At 66.5% G+C, this 14927-nt stretch carries 18 protein-coding genes and 1 pseudogene; 12 read left to right on the top strand and 7 right to left on the bottom strand.

The window, feature by feature from the left end:
* The first annotated feature begins 135 nt into the window (after positions 1-135).
* A complete protein-coding gene (locus VJV41_RS03290; RefSeq protein ID WP_325331060.1) occupies positions 136-1152 on the top strand; it encodes an NADP-dependent oxidoreductase in 1017 nt (338 codons plus the stop codon).
* 29 nt (positions 1153-1181) lie between these two features.
* Here VJV41_RS03290 and VJV41_RS03285 read toward each other — a convergent pair.
* From VJV41_RS03285 to VJV41_RS03265, 5 genes and pseudogenes are all read right to left on the bottom strand, one after another.
* Positions 1182-1670, bottom strand: a pseudogene (locus tag VJV41_RS03285) (methyltransferase family protein); the annotation flags it as partial.
* Positions 1671-1684: 14 nt separating this feature from the next.
* Positions 1685-2293: a cation transporter gene (locus VJV41_RS03280; RefSeq protein ID WP_325331058.1), complete on the bottom strand. Its 609-nt coding sequence runs from the start codon at positions 2291-2293 to the stop codon at positions 1685-1687.
* Positions 2293-2622, bottom strand: coding sequence for a metalloregulator ArsR/SmtB family transcription factor (locus tag VJV41_RS03275; protein ID WP_325331056.1), 330 nt, complete (start codon positions 2620-2622; stop codon positions 2293-2295). Before VJV41_RS03275 ends, VJV41_RS03280 begins: the two co-directional genes overlap by 1 nt.
* A 104-nt stretch (positions 2623-2726) precedes the next feature.
* Positions 2727-3545, bottom strand: coding sequence for an enoyl-CoA hydratase/isomerase family protein (locus tag VJV41_RS03270; RefSeq protein WP_325331054.1), 819 nt, complete (start codon positions 3543-3545; stop codon positions 2727-2729).
* Entirely contained in the window at positions 3542-4420 is an 879-nt protein-coding gene (locus VJV41_RS03265) for a ribokinase (protein WP_325331052.1), read from the bottom strand. The genes VJV41_RS03270 and VJV41_RS03265 overlap by 4 nt, the downstream gene beginning before the upstream one ends.
* Before the next feature lie 103 nt (positions 4421-4523).
* Between VJV41_RS03265 and VJV41_RS03260 the strand changes: the two genes are divergently transcribed.
* From VJV41_RS03260 to VJV41_RS03210, 11 genes are all read left to right on the top strand, one after another.
* Positions 4524-5771 (top strand): glutamate-5-semialdehyde dehydrogenase, encoded by a 1248-nt coding sequence (locus tag VJV41_RS03260; RefSeq protein ID WP_325331050.1) that lies wholly within the window; start codon positions 4524-4526, stop codon positions 5769-5771.
* Positions 5772-5815: 44 nt separating this feature from the next.
* Positions 5816-6691 carry a MoxR family ATPase gene (locus VJV41_RS03255; protein WP_325331048.1) on the top strand — a complete coding sequence of 292 codons (876 nt, stop codon included), beginning with the start codon at positions 5816-5818 and terminating at the stop codon, positions 6689-6691.
* The gene (locus tag VJV41_RS03250; protein ID WP_325331240.1) at positions 6688-8133 is read left to right on the top strand and encodes a VWA domain-containing protein; all 1446 of its coding nucleotides are present in this window, start codon (positions 6688-6690) and stop codon (positions 8131-8133) included. Before VJV41_RS03255 ends, VJV41_RS03250 begins: the two co-directional genes overlap by 4 nt.
* Before the next feature lie 126 nt (positions 8134-8259).
* Complete coding sequence (gene nadD / locus VJV41_RS03245) at positions 8260-8883, top strand: nicotinate-nucleotide adenylyltransferase (RefSeq protein WP_325331238.1); 624 nt, start codon at positions 8260-8262, stop codon at positions 8881-8883.
* Positions 8880-9248, top strand: a complete 369-nt coding sequence (gene rsfS / locus VJV41_RS03240; RefSeq protein ID WP_325331046.1) for a ribosome silencing factor — start codon at positions 8880-8882, stop codon at positions 9246-9248. The genes nadD and rsfS overlap by 4 nt, the downstream gene beginning before the upstream one ends.
* Positions 9245-9931, top strand: a complete 687-nt coding sequence (gene gpgP, locus VJV41_RS03235; protein ID WP_325331044.1) for a glucosyl-3-phosphoglycerate phosphatase — start codon at positions 9245-9247, stop codon at positions 9929-9931. The genes rsfS and gpgP overlap by 4 nt, the downstream gene beginning before the upstream one ends.
* Positions 9921-10652, top strand: coding sequence for a diglucosylglycerate octanoyltransferase (gene octT, locus VJV41_RS03230; protein ID WP_325331042.1), 732 nt, complete (start codon positions 9921-9923; stop codon positions 10650-10652). The genes gpgP and octT overlap by 11 nt, the downstream gene beginning before the upstream one ends.
* 2 nt (positions 10653-10654) lie before the next feature.
* The gene (locus VJV41_RS03225; RefSeq protein ID WP_325331040.1) at positions 10655-11491 is read left to right on the top strand and encodes a DegV family protein; all 837 of its coding nucleotides are present in this window, start codon (positions 10655-10657) and stop codon (positions 11489-11491) included.
* Positions 11492-11544: 53 nt separating this feature from the next.
* Positions 11545-11877 carry a metalloregulator ArsR/SmtB family transcription factor gene (locus tag VJV41_RS03220; protein WP_325331038.1) on the top strand — a complete coding sequence of 111 codons (333 nt, stop codon included), beginning with the start codon at positions 11545-11547 and terminating at the stop codon, positions 11875-11877.
* Positions 11874-12365, top strand: coding sequence for an SRPBCC family protein (locus VJV41_RS03215; protein WP_325331036.1), 492 nt, complete (start codon positions 11874-11876; stop codon positions 12363-12365). The genes VJV41_RS03220 and VJV41_RS03215 overlap by 4 nt, the downstream gene beginning before the upstream one ends.
* A gap of 14 nt (positions 12366-12379) precedes the next feature.
* Positions 12380-12988 carry a maleylpyruvate isomerase family mycothiol-dependent enzyme gene (locus VJV41_RS03210; protein ID WP_325331236.1) on the top strand — a complete coding sequence of 203 codons (609 nt, stop codon included), beginning with the start codon at positions 12380-12382 and terminating at the stop codon, positions 12986-12988.
* Here VJV41_RS03210 and VJV41_RS03205 read toward each other — a convergent pair whose 3' ends face one another.
* Both VJV41_RS03205 and VJV41_RS03200 read right to left on the bottom strand, forming a co-directional pair.
* The gene (locus VJV41_RS03205) at positions 12989-14041 is read right to left on the bottom strand and encodes a dihydrodipicolinate reductase (RefSeq protein WP_414684868.1); all 1053 of its coding nucleotides are present in this window, start codon (positions 14039-14041) and stop codon (positions 12989-12991) included.
* A gap of 10 nt (positions 14042-14051) precedes the next feature.
* A complete protein-coding gene (locus VJV41_RS03200; protein WP_325331032.1) occupies positions 14052-14858 on the bottom strand; it encodes an SDR family NAD(P)-dependent oxidoreductase in 807 nt (268 codons plus the stop codon).
* Positions 14859-14927 lie beyond the last annotated feature (69 nt).

The raw sequence follows: 14927 nt of genomic DNA, 5'->3' as shown, positions 1-14927 counted from the left end.
CATCGCTGCCCCGGTGACGCCGATGATCAGACCGATGATCAACGGCGTCCAGAGCCAGCCTCATGCTTGCTGTTCATCTGCTTGCGTGCCACCTAACCCACGCTAGCGCGGCGGCACCTTCGGTAGTTTCTCCTCGTGCCCGACGTGATGAATCGCCAAGTCCTGCTGCGTCGACGCCCGAAGGGACTGGTTCAGCCGGACGATACGGAACTGGTCACCCTGCCGGCGCCAGAGCCGGGTGACGGTGAGGCGCTGCTGCGTACGACCTATGTGGGCATCGACGCGGCCGCCCGCACGTGGCTCAACGACCAACCGGGTTATCTGCCGCCGATACAGCTGGGCGAGGTCATCCGGGCCGCCGGCATCGGTGAGGTCGTGGCGTCGCGCTGCGATGCCTACGCGGTCGGCGACGTGGTCACCACTCTGACGGGGTTCCAGGAATACGTGCTCATCCGCGACGACATCTTCAGCACGCCCATTCCGGGCGAGACCGATCAGCTGGCGATCATGTCGGTGTACGGCCCGACCGGGGCCACCGCCTACTTCGGCATGACCGACATCGGCAGGCCGCAGGCCGGGGACACGGTGGTGGTGTCGGCCGCTGCGGGCGCCACCGGCTCGGTGGCCGGGCAGATCGCGAAGATCGCCGGCGCCAGAGTGGTGGGCATCGCGGGCGGCCCGGAAAAGTGCAAGGCAGTGGTCGAGGGCTTCGGCTTCGACGCGTGCATCGACTACAAGAACGATGACCTTCCCGCGGCGCTCAAGCAGCACTGCCCGAAGGGCGTCAACGTGTACTTCGACAACGTCGGCGGCCCGATCCTCGACGCGGTGTTGGGGCGCCTGGCCCCGAAGGCGCGGGTCGTGCTCTGCGGCGTCATCTCCAGCTATTTGACCGGCGAACATCCGGGCCCCGCGAACTACGTCAACCTGTTGTCGAAAACCGCTCTCATGCAGGGATTCAATGGTCTCGACGAGTGGGGCCGTTTCGACGAAGCCTTCGCCCACCTCCGCCAATGGGAGGCCGACGGCCGACTCGTGCACCGCCAGACCATCTTTGACGGCATCGAGTCGTGCGTGGATGCCCTCAACGGGCTGTTCACCGGGGCCAACGTCGGCAAGACGTTGGTCAAGGTCAGCCCACCGACGGCGTGAGTCCAACCGCGGGGACAAAGCGCCCGACCGAACCCGACGAGAGCCACGAGATTCGATGTCACCAAGGCGATTCCGAGCCCAAACGTCATCATCGCGGTGAAGATCGGGTTGCGCACCCAGCCGAACACCCCGGTGCGGACCAGCATGGTGGTCTCGCTGAGATCGACGCCGATGCGCCACGAGTCACCCATGTCGAGTTGGGCGTGGACGGTCGTGGCGATGCCGGCCGCCGCGACTGTGATGCCGGCCGCCGCGACTGTGATGCCGGCCGCTTGAATCCACGGCGCGTGTAGGACATCGAGGGGCGATACGACGCCGGCCAACTGCAGCAGCGGCGCGGTGACCGCCGCCACTAGCGCAACGACGAAGCCGACGCCGGCGAACCATTCGGCCGACCCCAATCGTCCGCTCACGCCGCGAAACCCCGTCGATCCGGTGCGGCGTCGCTGTTCCCAACTGCGCCAACCGAATCCGAGTGCGGCGAATACGGCGAAGAGGGTGAGTGCGACAACGGGCATGGCAATTCCTCTGATCAGCAGCACGGATCCCCGCGCCAGGCATCGATGCCCTCACGCACAGCGATGGCGGCGATACCCAGGGCGGCGATCGAGTCGGCCCACGACCACCCCCACAGGCTGTTCATCACGAGACCGGCCAGCAGGATCGCGGAAAGATAGGTGCACAGCAGCGTCTGCTTGGAATCGGCCACCGCCGAGCGCGAGCCCAGCTCGCGACCGGCGCGGCGTTGCGTCAATGACAGCACCGGCATGACGACGAGGCTTGCCGCCGCCAGCACGATGCCAATCATCGACGGCCGCGGCTCGCTGAAGCCGAGTAGCGAAAGCACCGCATCAACGGCCACGTACGCCGCCAGCGCGAAGAACGAAAACGCGATGAACCGCAGCGCGGCCTTCTCACGGGTCTCGGGGTCGCGCGCGGAGAACTGCCAGGCAACCGCGGCGGCCGACGAGATCTCCACCACCGAATCGAGTCCGAAGCCGATCAACGCCGACGACGACACCCGTGTGCCCTCGGTCAACGCGACGACTGCCTCGATCACGTTGTAGGTGATCGTCGCGCCGACCAGGAGCCGGATTCGGCGTTCAAGCGCCGCGCGTCGCGTCGGAAGTGGCGCAGACATCAGCAGCAGTCGTCCGTCTCGGCGGCCGGGCAGCAGGCCGGGTCGACCGCCAGCACGAGACCGACAAGGTCGTCCAACGCGTGGGCGATGCGCTTGTCGGACAGCTCGTAGCGGCTGCGCCGGCCCTCGGGCTGCGCGACCACAAGGCCGCAGCCGCGCAGACACGCCAGGTGGTTGGACAGAATCTGCCGCGACACCCCGATCTTGTCGGCCAGGTCGGAGGGATAGCCCGGCCCGTCGCGCAGCGTCAGCAGGATCTCGGTTCGAGTCGCGTCTGATAACGCGTAGCCGAACCGCGCCAGGGCATCGATGTGGCTCACCGTCCGCATAGGACCGACAGTACAGCAGATTCTGAACTATCTTGGGCCGAACGTTCCTTACCGCTCGACGTTTCGGCGAGTTTTCGCTTGGTAAGGAACGTTCGGCCGGCTATTCAGAGCCGGCCGTCGACGCGCAAATCGGGATGTACCCACTCAGGGGACCGGCGTTCTTTGAACGCACGGAAACCCTCCAGCGCTTCTGGCGAGGCGTAGCTGGCCTGCATGCCGATGCGGTCGAACAAGCCGACGTAGTTGTCCAGGCTGGACTTCACCAGGCTGCGTGCCGCCGGCGCCGAGCGACAACACTGGCCGAGCACTTCACGGGCAGCGTCGAGCAGTTCGTCGTGCGGAACCACCCGGGCGACCATGCCCCACTCATGTGCCTCGGCCGCGGTCAACGTCCGGCCGGTGAACATCAGGTCTCGCGTACGGACCGGCCCGATCAGGCGCGCCAGCATCTGGCTGTAGTACGTGTCGGCGATGCCGCGCAACAGCTCCGGCACGCGAAACGTCGCCCGATCGCTGACCACGGTCATGTCGCTGCACAGCGCGATCTGCAGCCCGCCGCCCTGACACAGACCGTTGACCGCCGACACCACGGGCTTGACCGACTGCCTCAGCGTCTCGAACGGTGTGACGTCCATTCCGAGCGCGGAGCCGAAAGTCAGCCAGTTGTCCGAGCCGTCGCCGCCGCCCATGTCGCCGCCGGGGGCGAACACGTCTCCGCTGCCGGTGATCAACAGCCCCGCAAGGTCAGGATCGGAGTCGACGTGCCGGATGGCGTACCGGATGCCGAAGTACATCGCCGGGGTCATCGCATTGCGGGCCTCCGGCCGGTCGAGCGTGCACACGCCGAACGGGCCTTCCCGGGTGAAGCGCAGATACGGCGTGCCCAGCCAGTCGCCCTCCGGTGGACGCGGTGCGCTCGTCATAGGTGTCGTTCTCCCGCCTTTCGGTTCGAAACTGCATCGTCGATGGCCTCTGCATACGGCGCGCAATCACCCGCGCCTGGAACAAGCGTCGACAGAGCACCGGCCGCGCACGCCCGCCGCAACGCGTTCTCGTGGCCGTCCAACCATCCGGCAGCCAACACCCCGGCGAACACGTCACCTGCGCCCGTGGTGTCGACGGCCTCGACCGCTGGCGACGGCACGTCGAAGCGCTCGTCATCGCCGAGATAGCTGGCACCACGCGCGCCACGCGTGATCACCAGATGCGGTACCGGCCAATGCCATTCGCGCGCTTCGGCCTCGTTTACGATGACGACGTCGGCGAGCTCGGAGAGCGCTAGCAGCTCATGGGGCTCGGCGCCCGTGGGCGAGGCGTTGATGATCACGACCGAACCGCCGGCGCGTGCGACCCCCGCGGCGGCGATGGCGGTGGCGATCGGGATTTCCAGCTGCAGCAGCACCACGTCGCTGTCCGCGATGACCGCGCGGATATCCGCAGAAGCCACGCTCAGATGTGCATTGGCGCCGGGCGCCACGACGATGGTGTTCTCGGCTGCCGCGTCGACGATGATCACCGCCGAGCCGCTGGCACCCGGCAGGCTGACCACCCCGTCCAACCCGACCTCATTGCCGCGCAGATGCGCCCGCAATTGGTCGGCCGCCGAGTCCGTCCCCAGCGCCACGACCAGTTGCACCGACGCGCCGGCGCGGGCCGCGGCCACCGCCTGATTGCCGCCCTTGCCACCCGGCGACGACGACAGCGACGATGCGAGAACAGTTTGGCCGGGCCGTGGCAGGGCATCCACAGTGAAAGTCAGATCGGCGTTGACACTGCCCACTACGCAGACCCGCACCATAACTGTCAAAACTAGACCAGCCATCGCCCGCGATGCGCAATAGCCGAAACCTGGCGACCTGACGCCTGTCGAGCACTGTCAGCAGGTCCGATACGCTGGGCTGATGAGTGTGCAAGCACCGTCGCTGCCTGACTTGCGTCAGCAGGTCCACGACGCCGCGCGGCGTGCCCGCATCGCCGCTCGCGAACTGGCGACCCTGAGCACCGCCACAAAGAACTCGGCGCTGCACGCCGCGGCCGACAATCTGCTGCGCGACGCCGGGGCGATCCTCGAAGCCAACGCCGAGGACCTTGCCGCGGCCAAGTCCGCGGGCACCCCCGACGCGATGCTGGACCGCCTCGCGCTCAACCCGCAACGCATCGACGGCATCGCCGCCGGCTTGCGTCAGGTCGCTGGCCTGCCCGACCCGATCGGCGAGGTGCTGCGCGGCCGCACGCTACCGAACGGCCTGCAACTGCGCCAGCAGCGGGTCCCGCTCGGCGTCGTCGGCATCGTGTACGAGGGGCGGCCCAACGTGACGGTCGACGCGTTCGGGTTGACGCTCAAATCCGGCAATGCGGTGCTGTTGCGCGGGAGTTCATCGGCGGCCCGGTCCAATTCCGCTTTGGTGAAGGCGCTTCGCGACGCCCTGGCGATGGAGAACCGCAACGTCGACGCGGCGCAGTTGCTGCCCAGCCAGGACCGCGCCAGCGTCACGCATCTGATCCAGGCCCGCGGTCTGGTCGACGTCGTCATTCCGCGCGGGGGAGCGGGTTTGATCGACGCGGTCGTGCGCGACGCCCAGGTGCCGACCATTGAGACGGGCGTCGGCAATTGCCATGTGTACGTTCACGAATCGGCCGATCTGGACGTCGCCGAGGCGATTCTGCTGAACGCCAAGACGCGGCGGCCCAGCGTGTGCAACGCAGCGGAGTCGCTGCTGATCGACAAATCGATCGCCGACACGGCGGTGCCGCGGCTGACGAAGGCGCTGCAGGATGCCGGTGTCACCGTGCACGAGAACCCGTCTGAAGACGATTTGCGTGCCGAGTTCTTGTCGATGGACATCGCGGTGGCGGTGGTCGACGGCCTCGACGCCGCGATCGACCATGTCAACGAATACGGCACCGGGCACACCGAGGCCATCGTTGCGACGAATCTGGCCGCTGCTCAACGCTTCACCGAGCGGGTCGACGCGGCCGCGGTTATGGTCAACGCGTCCACCGCGTTCACCGACGGTGAGCAGTTCGGTTTCGGTGCGGAGATCGGCATATCCACCCAGAAGCTGCACGCCCGCGGCCCGATGGGCCTGCCCGAATTGACGTCAACCAAGTGGATTGTGTGGGGAGACGGCCACACCCGCCCGGCCTAACAGGAGAAGACGCCGATGAGCGCTTGCGCGAAGAGAATGACCCAGTGAGCATCCCCGCACGCCCGGCGCCGCTGTTCGCCGACATCGACGATGTTGCCCGGCGGCTGGCTGAAACCGGCTACCTGCCCGATACCGCAACGGCCACAGCGGTTTTCCTGGCCGACCGGCTGGGCAAGCCATTGTTGGTCGAAGGCCCCGCAGGCGTCGGCAAGACGGAGCTAGCGCGTGCGGTCGCGCAGGCCACCGGCTCTGGTCTGGTGCGGCTGCAGTGCTACGAGGGCGTCGACGAGGCCCGCGCACTGTACGAGTGGAACCACGCTAAGCAGATCCTGCGCATTCAGGCCGGGCACGGCGACTGGGAGCAGACGAAGACCGATGTGTTCAGTGAAGAGTTCCTGCTGACGCGTCCGCTGCTGACGGCCATCCGCCGCACGGAGCCGACGGTGCTGCTGATCGACGAAACCGACAAGGCCGACATCGAAATCGAGGGCCTGCTGCTCGAAGTGCTGTCCGATTTCGCCGTGACGGTGCCCGAGCTGGGCACCATCACCGCCGAACGCCGGCCTTTCGTGCTGCTGACCTCCAACGCCACCCGTGAGCTGTCCGAAGCGCTCAAGCGCCGGTGTTTGTTCCTGCACATCGACTTTCCCGATCCCGACCTGGAGCGCCGCATCCTGCTGTCCCGAGTACCCGAGTTGCCGGAACACCTCGCCGAGGAGCTGGTGCGAGTCATCGGGGTGCTGCGCGGTATGCAACTGAAGAAGCTGCCGTCAGTCGCCGAGACGATCGACTGGGGGCGCACCATTTTGGCCCTCGGCCTGGACACCATCGACGACGCGATGATCGCGGCCACGCTCGGGGTCGTGCTCAAGCATCAGTCCGACCAAGTGCGCGCCGCCGGGGAGCTGAGGCTTAACTGATGGCCCGCCGCGTCCGTCCGCCGCAGCCGCTGGCGCCGCATGGAATCCCCGGGCATCTCGTGGAGTTCGTGGAAGCTCTTCGCGGGCAGGGTATTTCGGTCGGTCCGTCGGAAACGGTCGATGCCGGGCGGGTGATGGCGGCACTGGGGCTCGGCGACCGTGAGGTGCTTCGCGAGGGCATCGCGTGCGCGGTGCTGCGTCGCCCCGATCACCGCGACACCTACGACGCGATGTTCGACTTGTTCTTCCCGGCAGCGCTGGGTGCAAAGACAGTGCTGCTCGACGACGAAGGCAGCGCGGACGAGCCCGAAGGCCTGCCACCAGAGGACATCGAGGCGCTGCGCGCGCAGCTGGTCGACATGCTCACCGACAACGCCGATCTCGCCAATCTCGACGAGCGGCTGGCGGCGATGATCGCGCAGATCGTCGAGGCCTACGGGCGCTATCAGTCCAGCCGCGGGCCGTCGTACTCGTCGTATCAGGCGCTCAAGGCGATGAGCCTTGACGATCTGGAGGGCCGGTTACTCGCAGGCCTGCTGGCTCCGTATGGCGACGAACCGACGCCGACGCAGGAGCAGATCGCCAAAGCCCTTGCGGCCCAACGCATAGCGCAGTTGCGCAAGATGGTGGAGGCCGAGACCAAGCGCCGCACCGCCGAGCAGCTCGGCCGTGAGCACGTGCAGATGTACGGTGTGCCGCAGCTCGCGGAGAACGTCGAATTCCTGCGCGCCTCAGGTGAGCAGCTGCGCCAGATGCGCCGGGTGGTGGCGCCGCTGGCTCGCATGCTGGCGACACGTTTGGCCGCGCGGCGGCGACGCTCGCGTGCCGGCGAGATCGACATGCGCAAAACGCTCCGCAAGTCGATGTCCACCGGCGGCGTGCCGATCGACGTGGTGCTCAAGAAGCCGCATCCGGCGCGCCCCGAGCTCGTCGTGCTCTGCGACGTGTCCGGTTCGGTCGCCGGCTTCAGTCACTTCACGCTGATGCTGGTGCACGCGCTGCGTCAGCAGTTTTCCCGCGTTCGCGTCTTTGCCTTTATAGACACCACCGACGAGGTCACGGAGTTGTTCGGGCCCGATTCCGACCTAGCCGTGGCCGTGCAGCGCATCACCCGCGAGGCGGGCGTGTACGCCCGCGACGGGCACTCCGACTACGGCAACGCGTTCGTGTCGTTCATGGAGAAGTGGCCGAGCGTGCTGTCGCCGCGCAGTTCGCTGCTGGTGCTCGGCGACGGGCGCAACAACTACCGCAACCCCGAATCGGACCTGCTCGCTCACATGGTCAACGCCAGTCGGCATGCGCACTGGCTCAACCCCGAGCCCAAGCACCTGTGGGGCAGCGGCGACTCGGCGGTCCCGCGCTATCAAGAGGTCATCACCATGCACGAATGCCGGTCGGCCAAGCAGCTGGCCGGCGTGATCGACCAGCTGCTGCCGGTGTGAGCAGGTTGGTACACCTCAGCGATCAACGTTTTGCAGAGAAAGTTCGAGTAGCGGGCCGCAAAACGTCGATCGGTGGTGCGTCTGAGTACTCCCGTAAGCTGGCTGTTTGTGACTTCTCGACGACGGCTGGGGGTGATGGGTGGGACGTTCGACCCCATCCACAACGGCCACCTGGTCGCCGCCAGCGAGGTCGCCGACCTGTTCGAGCTCGACGAGGTGGTGTTCGTGCCGACGGGCCACCCGTGGCAGAAGCACGATCGCTACGTCACGGCCGCTGAGGATCGCTACCTGATGACGGTGATCGCGACCGCCTCCAACCCCCGCTTCTCGGTCAGCCGCGTCGACATCGACCGCGCCGGCCCCACCTACACGAAAGACACGTTGCGCGACTTGCACGCCCTCAACCCCGACTCCGATCTCTACTTCATCACCGGCGCCGACGCACTCGCGTCGATCTTGACCTGGCAGGGCTGGGAGGAGATGTTCTCGCTCGCCAAGTTCGTCGGCGTCAGCCGGCCCGGTTATGAGCTCGACGGTAAGCATCTCGCGTCCGCGCTCGAGACGCTGCCCGACGATGCGCTGACATTGGTCGAGGTGCCTGCGTTGGCGATCTCGTCGACCGACTGCCGCAAGCGCGCCGAAAAGGACAGGCCGATCTGGTATCTGGTGCCCGACGGTGTGGTCCAGTACGTGGCCAAGCGCCGGCTTTACGCCGCCCATCCGGTCGCGACGCAGGACGGCGCGCGATGACGGCGTCCGACGAAGCGGTGCAAATGGCTACCGTGGCCGCCCGTGCCGCCGCCTCCAAGCTCGCCGATGATGTCGTCGTCATCGACGTATCCGGCCAACTCGTCATCACCGACTGCTTCGTGATCGCGTCGGCGTCCAACGAGCGTCAGGTCAACGCGATCGTCGACGAGGTCGAGGAAAAGATGCGCGTCGCGGGCTACAAACCGGCTCGCCGCGAGGGCACCCGCGAGGGCCGATGGACGCTGTTGGACTACATCGACATCGTCGTTCACATCCAGCACCAGGACGAGCGCAATTTCTACGCGCTCGACCGGCTGTGGCGCGACTGCCCCGTCGTCCCTGTCGATCTGGACGGCCAGGTATGAGGGTCCGCCGCCTGGTCATGCTGAGGCACGGGCAGACCGAATACAACGCCGGCAGCCGCATGCAGGGCCAGCTGGACACCGACCTGTCCGACCTTGGCCGCGATCAAGCCGTTGCCGCCGCCGAAGTGCTGGCCAAGCGGCAACCGCTGGTGATCATGTCGTCGGATCTGCGGCGCGCGCTGGACACCGCCGTGGCCCTCGGCGAGAGATCAGGAATGCCGGTGCGCGTCGACACCCGGCTGCGTGAAACGCATCTGGGCGACTGGCAGGGCATGACCCACCTCGAGGTTGACGCCGTCGCTCCCGGGGCCCGGCTGGCATGGCGTGAGGATGCGCGATGGGCACCGCATGGTGGCGAGAGCCGGGTCGACGTCGCGGCGCGCAGCATGCCGTTGATGGCCGAGCTGGTCGCTGAGCAGACCGAATGGGGCCTGGATCAGCATGGGGACGATCCTGATCGGCCGGTGGTTCTGGTCGCGCACGGCGGACTGATCGCGGCACTGACCGCGGCGCTGCTGGGCCTTTCCGTCGACAACTGGCCTGTCCTGGGTGGGATGGGCAACGCCAGCTGGGTGCAGCTGTCTGGCCACAGCCAGACAGGGGCGTCGAATTCCTTAAACGGCATCCGGTGGCGGCTCGATGTCTGGAACGCTTCGGCACAGGTCGCCAACGATGTCCTCTGACAAGACCCTGCTCGTCTTCTGCGACTCCCTTTCGTATTACGGGCCGACCGGAGGGCTGCCGTCCGACGATCCGCGAATCTGGCCGAATATCGTTGCGACCCAACTTGGTTGGGATCTCGAGCTGATCGGGCGGATCGGCTGGACCTGTCGCGACGTGTGGTGGGCAGCCACGCAGGACCCGCGGGCGTGGGCGGCGCTGCCGCGCGCCGGCGCGGTGGTCTTTGCGACGGGCGGCATGGACTCGCTGCCCTCGCCGCTGCCAACCGCCCTGCGCGAGCTGATCCGGTATGTGCGCCCGCCATGGCTTCGGCGGTGGGTGCGCGACGGCTACGGCTGGGTGCAGCCCCGGTTCTCCCCGGTCGCGCGGGCGGCTCTGCCACCCCACCTGACCGCGGAATACCTTGAAATGACCAGGGGTGCAATCGACTTCAACCGCCCGGGCATCCCGATCGTGGCCTCGCTGCCCGCGGTGCATATCGCTGAAACCTATGGCAAGGCGCATCACGGCCGCGACGGCACGGCGAAGGCGATCACCGAGTGGGCCGAGCAGCACGACATCCCGCTGATCGATCAGAAGGCCGCGGTCGCCGAGCAGATCTTGAGCGGCCGAGGCAATCCCGACGGCATCCACTGGAATTTCGAAGCCCATCAGGCCGTGGCCGACCTGACACTCAAGGCGCTCGCAGAAGCGGGTGTGCAGCAAGAAGATTCACGCGGTTAGCCATGGCCGTCGTGGTGGTGACCGACTCGTCGTCGCGCTTGGCGGCCGATGAGCTCAAGCAGTTCGATATCCGGCAGGTGCCACTGCACGTGCTTGTCGACGGCACCGACCTGCGCGACGGCGTCGACGACGTGCCCTACGACATCCACGAACGGCCGCGAGCCACCACCGCAGGCGCGACGCCCGCCGAGCTGGCCGAGACGTATCGGCAGGCGCTGCGGGACAGCAACGGCGATGGTGTTGTCGCCGTGCATATTTCGGCGGCGCTGTCGAGTTCGTATAGTTCGGCGGTTCAGGCGGCCCGCGAGTTCGGCCCGGCGGTGCGTGTGGTCAACTCGCGGTCGGCGGCGATGGGCGTCGGACTCATTGCGCTGGAAGCGGCGCGATCCGCGGCGTCGGGGTCAAACCTCGACACTGTCGAGGCCGCCACCCGCGCTGCCGTCGGCCGTGGTCACGTCTTCGTCGTCGTACACCGGCTGGACAACCTGAGACGCAGCGGCAGGATTGGCACCGCGGCGTCGTGGCTGGGCACGGCGTTGTCACTCAAGCCGCTGCTCTGCCTCGACGTCGACGGACGTCTTGTGCTGGATCAGCGGATTCGCACGGCCACCAAGGCGCACGCCGCGATGGTCGATCGGGTCGCCGACGTGATCGGCGAGCGCCGGGCCGCGATCGCGGTACACCATGTCGACAACCACGATGCCGCCGACGAGATCGGCGCCGCGCTGACGACACGGCTGCCGCAGATCGAGTCGCTGACGGTCTGCGACATGGGGCCCGTGCTGTCGATTCATCTCGGCGGTGGGGCGGTCGGGGTTGTGGTGCAGCTCCCCGAATAGTAAGTGATCGCTAACGGTTGACAATCACTTACCGTTAGCGCAAACTTACCGATGTGTCTGTCTCCGCCGCTGCCGTCCTCGATGCCCTCGGGGATAAAACTCGCCGGTCGATTCTGGAGAAGCTGGTCGACGGTCCGGTCGCGGTCGGCGTACTGGCCGAGCAATTACCGATCTCCCGGCCGGCCGTCTCACAGCACCTGCGGGTGCTCAAGGATGCCGAGCTCGTCGTCGAATCCGTCGCGGGTACTCGGCGTTTGTACCGCGTCAACCGAGCTGGACTGATGGCGGTGCGTGACTACCTCGATCGGTTCTGGGAGACGACGCTCGACAACTTCGCGCTTCTGGCGTCCGCCGAGGCCGACACAGATGAGGAGGAGGAGAAATGACCGCAGACCCTGCAGCCGAAGTCGAGGTGGCGCGGTCGATCACGGTGCCGCTGGGGCAGGCCAAGGCTTTCGAGCTATTCACGTCTCGAATGACCGAGTTCTGGCCTCCCGAGCATTCCATCGGCGCATCGCCATTCGCAGCGGTGGTGCTGGAGCCGCGGGTCGGTGGCCGCTGGTTCGAGCGCGACGCGGACGGCAACGAGTGCGACTGGGGCCACGTGGGTGCGTGGGAGCCCACTTCTCGTGTGATCTTGGTTTGGCAGCTTACCGCGGAATGGAAGTTCGATCCCGGCTTCGAGACCGAGGTCGAGGTGACGTTCACCGAGAACGAGTCCGGACGCACGACGGTCGCGCTGCGGCACCGGAACCTGCAGCGTTACGGCGAGCATGCCGAGCAGATGCGCGCAATCTTCGACTCGCCCAACGGGTGGACCGACACGCTCAATCGTTGTGCCCGCCTTGCGGAGTCGGAGTCGGCGTCGGAGTGACGTCGACGGACGCGATGCAGCTGGCGCGCGCGGAACGCGAAGAGTTCGTCGCGCTGCTGAAAGGGCTTACGCCGCAGCAGTGGGAGAGTCCGACGTTGTGCAAGGGGTGGCGGGTCCGCGATGTCGTCGCTCATGTCATCGGATACGACCCGCTGAGCCGCATGCAGCTCGTCCGCTGGATGGCCAAAGGTCTTGCGACCCGCGGCGGTTCGAACGCGGTCGAAGTGGCTGCGTATGCAGCCAAGTCACCGGAAGAACTCACCGAGTTGATGCGCCGGTACGTCCTGCCGCGAGGCATTACAGCCGGCTTCGGCGGCCGAATTGCTCTGACCGATGGCATGATTCACCAGCAAGACATTCGCAGACCGCTCCGGATTCCCCGCACGATACCTACCGAATCATTGCTAATCGCGATGGACTTCACGCTGACCGCACCTCGCCTTCTCGGGGCGTGGCAGGCGCGCGGTGTGCGTCTGGTCGCCACAGACCTCGACTGGTCTCACGGTAAGGGTGCCGAGCTGCGGGGGAGCGGTGAGGCGCTGCTGATGGCGATGGCGGGTCGGCGTGCCGCACTCGATGACCTGGACGGTCCAGGCAAAGCGAAACTGGCCCAACGCTTTTGACTACACTGCGGCGCGGCCGGTGATTGGCGGCAGGTCCTTGAGTGTGACGATGCCGGGCGAGGCCGCGACGACCGCGGGTACCGCGTTGGTGACCGGCATTGCGGTGTAGATCATGCCCAGGCCCATGAACCCCGGCTCGGTCCAGTCCTTCGGCGGCAGGCAGTGCAGCACGGTGCGCATATTGGGCAGGCCGAACACCTGGATGACATGTCCGTGCTCCAGCGGCTTGGGCGGAGTGACGTGGTCGCCCATGGTCCAGTTGAATCCGACGCTGACGACGTGACGGTCGCCGACCCAGCCGCGGTGGTAGCCGTACACGCTGGCGACCGTTCCCTTGGGGATCTGCATGAAGCCCAGGTCGGTGTCGCCGGTCGCCGGGGTGAATGTGACGTCGAACGTCATCCGGTCGAGCTTGGCGCCCATCGCGTCGGCCATCATCGCCGCGGATTCGGCGAAGACTTCGCTTTCCCGGCGCACGCTTTCGGCCAGCCCTGGCGTGTTCGGGTCTTGCGAGAAGCCCATCGCGGTCTGTGTACCGGCGGATTCGTATGTCGAACAGTCGACGGATTCGGTGATGCGGATTTCGTCGACCCGCTCGCAGGCGCCGGACAGCACCATCCCGACCATGTTCGTCATGCCCGGATGTGCGCCGCTCCCGAAGATCGTGGAATGGCCCTTCTCGCAAGCCTTTCGGATGCGTTCCAGGTCTTCTGGTGTCTGCTTGCCGCCGGTGATCCACGCCGCGCTCGAGCAGACGTTGACGCCGGACTCGAGCAGTCGGGTCAGCTCGTCGACGTTGGGCCACAGCGGGTTGTAGCAGCAAGCGTCAGGCTTCAGCGCAACCAAAGCGTCGATGTCGTTGGTGGCCGTCACACCGGTGGGCTCGGACCAGCCGGCCAGCTCGGCGGCGTCGACACCAACCTTGTCGGCACCGTGCGCGTACACACCCACCAGTTCCATGTCGTCGCGTCCGATGATCGCGTGCAGCGACCTGCGGCCGATGTTGCCGGTGGTCCACTGAATCACCCGAAGGGGTCGCTCGACAGTAGTCATTCGAGGCAATTTACATGTGGGTGCCGCCGTCGATGCGGACCTCTGTTCCCGTGACGAAATAGGCGTCCGACGAGCCGAGCATGGCGACGACGGCAGCGACCGCGTCCGGCTTGGCGAACATGCCGCCGTCGCTAAGCGGCAGCACCGGGGTGATCTTGCCGAAGAGTGAGAAGTCCGCGTCCGCGGGCAGTCCGGGTCCCATGCTCTGTTTGGATTCGCCTGTGCCGTCGGTCATGCCGGACGAAATCGATCCCGGCTGAACCGAGTTGAACCGAATCCGTTCCTTGGCGAACTCCAGCGCGAGCGCATGCGTCATCGCTTGGATCCCGGCCTTGGACGCCGCATAGGCGGACATGTACGGATGCGCGTAGGCCGCCGAAGTGGAGCTGAAATTGACCACGGCGGCGTCGTTGCCGTTGCGCAAGGCGGGGATGGACTCCCGGATCATCAGGAAGGTGCCGATCAGGTTGATCCGTAACACCTGCTCGAAATCGGCGAGCGTGGTCTCCATGAAGTGCGCCGACCGTAGGATTCCTGCGGCGTTGACGAGGGTGTCGAGGCCGCCGAGCATGCGGACCGCCTCGGCCACTCCTTCCTTGACGGACTCCTCACTGGCGACATCGATGACTACGGTGCTCAGCCGATCGCCATGCGGTTCGGCCCTGGCCACGGTGTCCTTCAATCCGGACTCGCTGATGTCTGCCGTGGCGACTCGGCCGCCTTCGGCCAGGATGCGCAGCACGGTCGCTTGTCCGATGCCGGAACCACCGCCGGTGACCAGGACGCGACGGTCGCTGTATCGCTGAAGAGATGTCATAGGCAAATACTCCTGGGCGAACGTTCCTTACCGCTCGACAAATCGGAAAAATTTCGAGCGGTAAGGAAC

Source organism: Mycobacterium sp., from assembly GCF_035274705.1.
Classification (GTDB): domain Bacteria; phylum Actinomycetota; class Actinomycetes; order Mycobacteriales; family Mycobacteriaceae; genus Mycobacterium.
This window is presented reverse-complemented; position numbering and strand designations above follow the sequence as displayed.

Excerpts from the sequence above, each read along its gene's own strand:
- octT (WP_325331042.1), top strand. The coding sequence starts at position 9,921 with ATGTCCTCTGACAAGACCCTGCTCGTCTTCTGCGACTCCCTTTCGTAT.
- gpgP (WP_325331044.1), top strand. The coding sequence starts at position 9,245 with ATGAGGGTCCGCCGCCTGGTCATGCTGAGGCACGGGCAGACCGAATAC.
- VJV41_RS03210 (WP_325331236.1), top strand. The coding sequence starts at position 12,380 with ATGCAGCTGGCGCGCGCGGAACGCGAAGAGTTCGTCGCGCTGCTGAAA.
- VJV41_RS03275 (WP_325331056.1), bottom strand. The coding sequence starts at position 2,622 with ATGCGGACGGTGAGCCACATCGATGCCCTGGCGCGGTTCGGCTACGCG.
- VJV41_RS03280 (WP_325331058.1), bottom strand. The coding sequence starts at position 2,293 with ATGTCTGCGCCACTTCCGACGCGACGCGCGGCGCTTGAACGCCGAATC.
- VJV41_RS03265 (WP_325331052.1), bottom strand. The coding sequence starts at position 4,420 with ATGGTGCGGGTCTGCGTAGTGGGCAGTGTCAACGCCGATCTGACTTTC.
- VJV41_RS03260 (WP_325331050.1), top strand. The coding sequence starts at position 4,524 with ATGAGTGTGCAAGCACCGTCGCTGCCTGACTTGCGTCAGCAGGTCCAC.
- VJV41_RS03215 (WP_325331036.1), top strand. The coding sequence starts at position 11,874 with ATGACCGCAGACCCTGCAGCCGAAGTCGAGGTGGCGCGGTCGATCACG.
- VJV41_RS03225 (WP_325331040.1), top strand. The coding sequence starts at position 10,655 with ATGGCCGTCGTGGTGGTGACCGACTCGTCGTCGCGCTTGGCGGCCGAT.
- rsfS (WP_325331046.1), top strand. The coding sequence starts at position 8,880 with ATGACGGCGTCCGACGAAGCGGTGCAAATGGCTACCGTGGCCGCCCGT.
- VJV41_RS03270 (WP_325331054.1), bottom strand. The coding sequence starts at position 3,545 with ATGACGAGCGCACCGCGTCCACCGGAGGGCGACTGGCTGGGCACGCCG.
- VJV41_RS03205 (WP_414684868.1), bottom strand. The coding sequence starts at position 14,041 with ATGACTACTGTCGAGCGACCCCTTCGGGTGATTCAGTGGACCACCGGC.
- VJV41_RS03200 (WP_325331032.1), bottom strand. The coding sequence starts at position 14,858 with ATGACATCTCTTCAGCGATACAGCGACCGTCGCGTCCTGGTCACCGGC.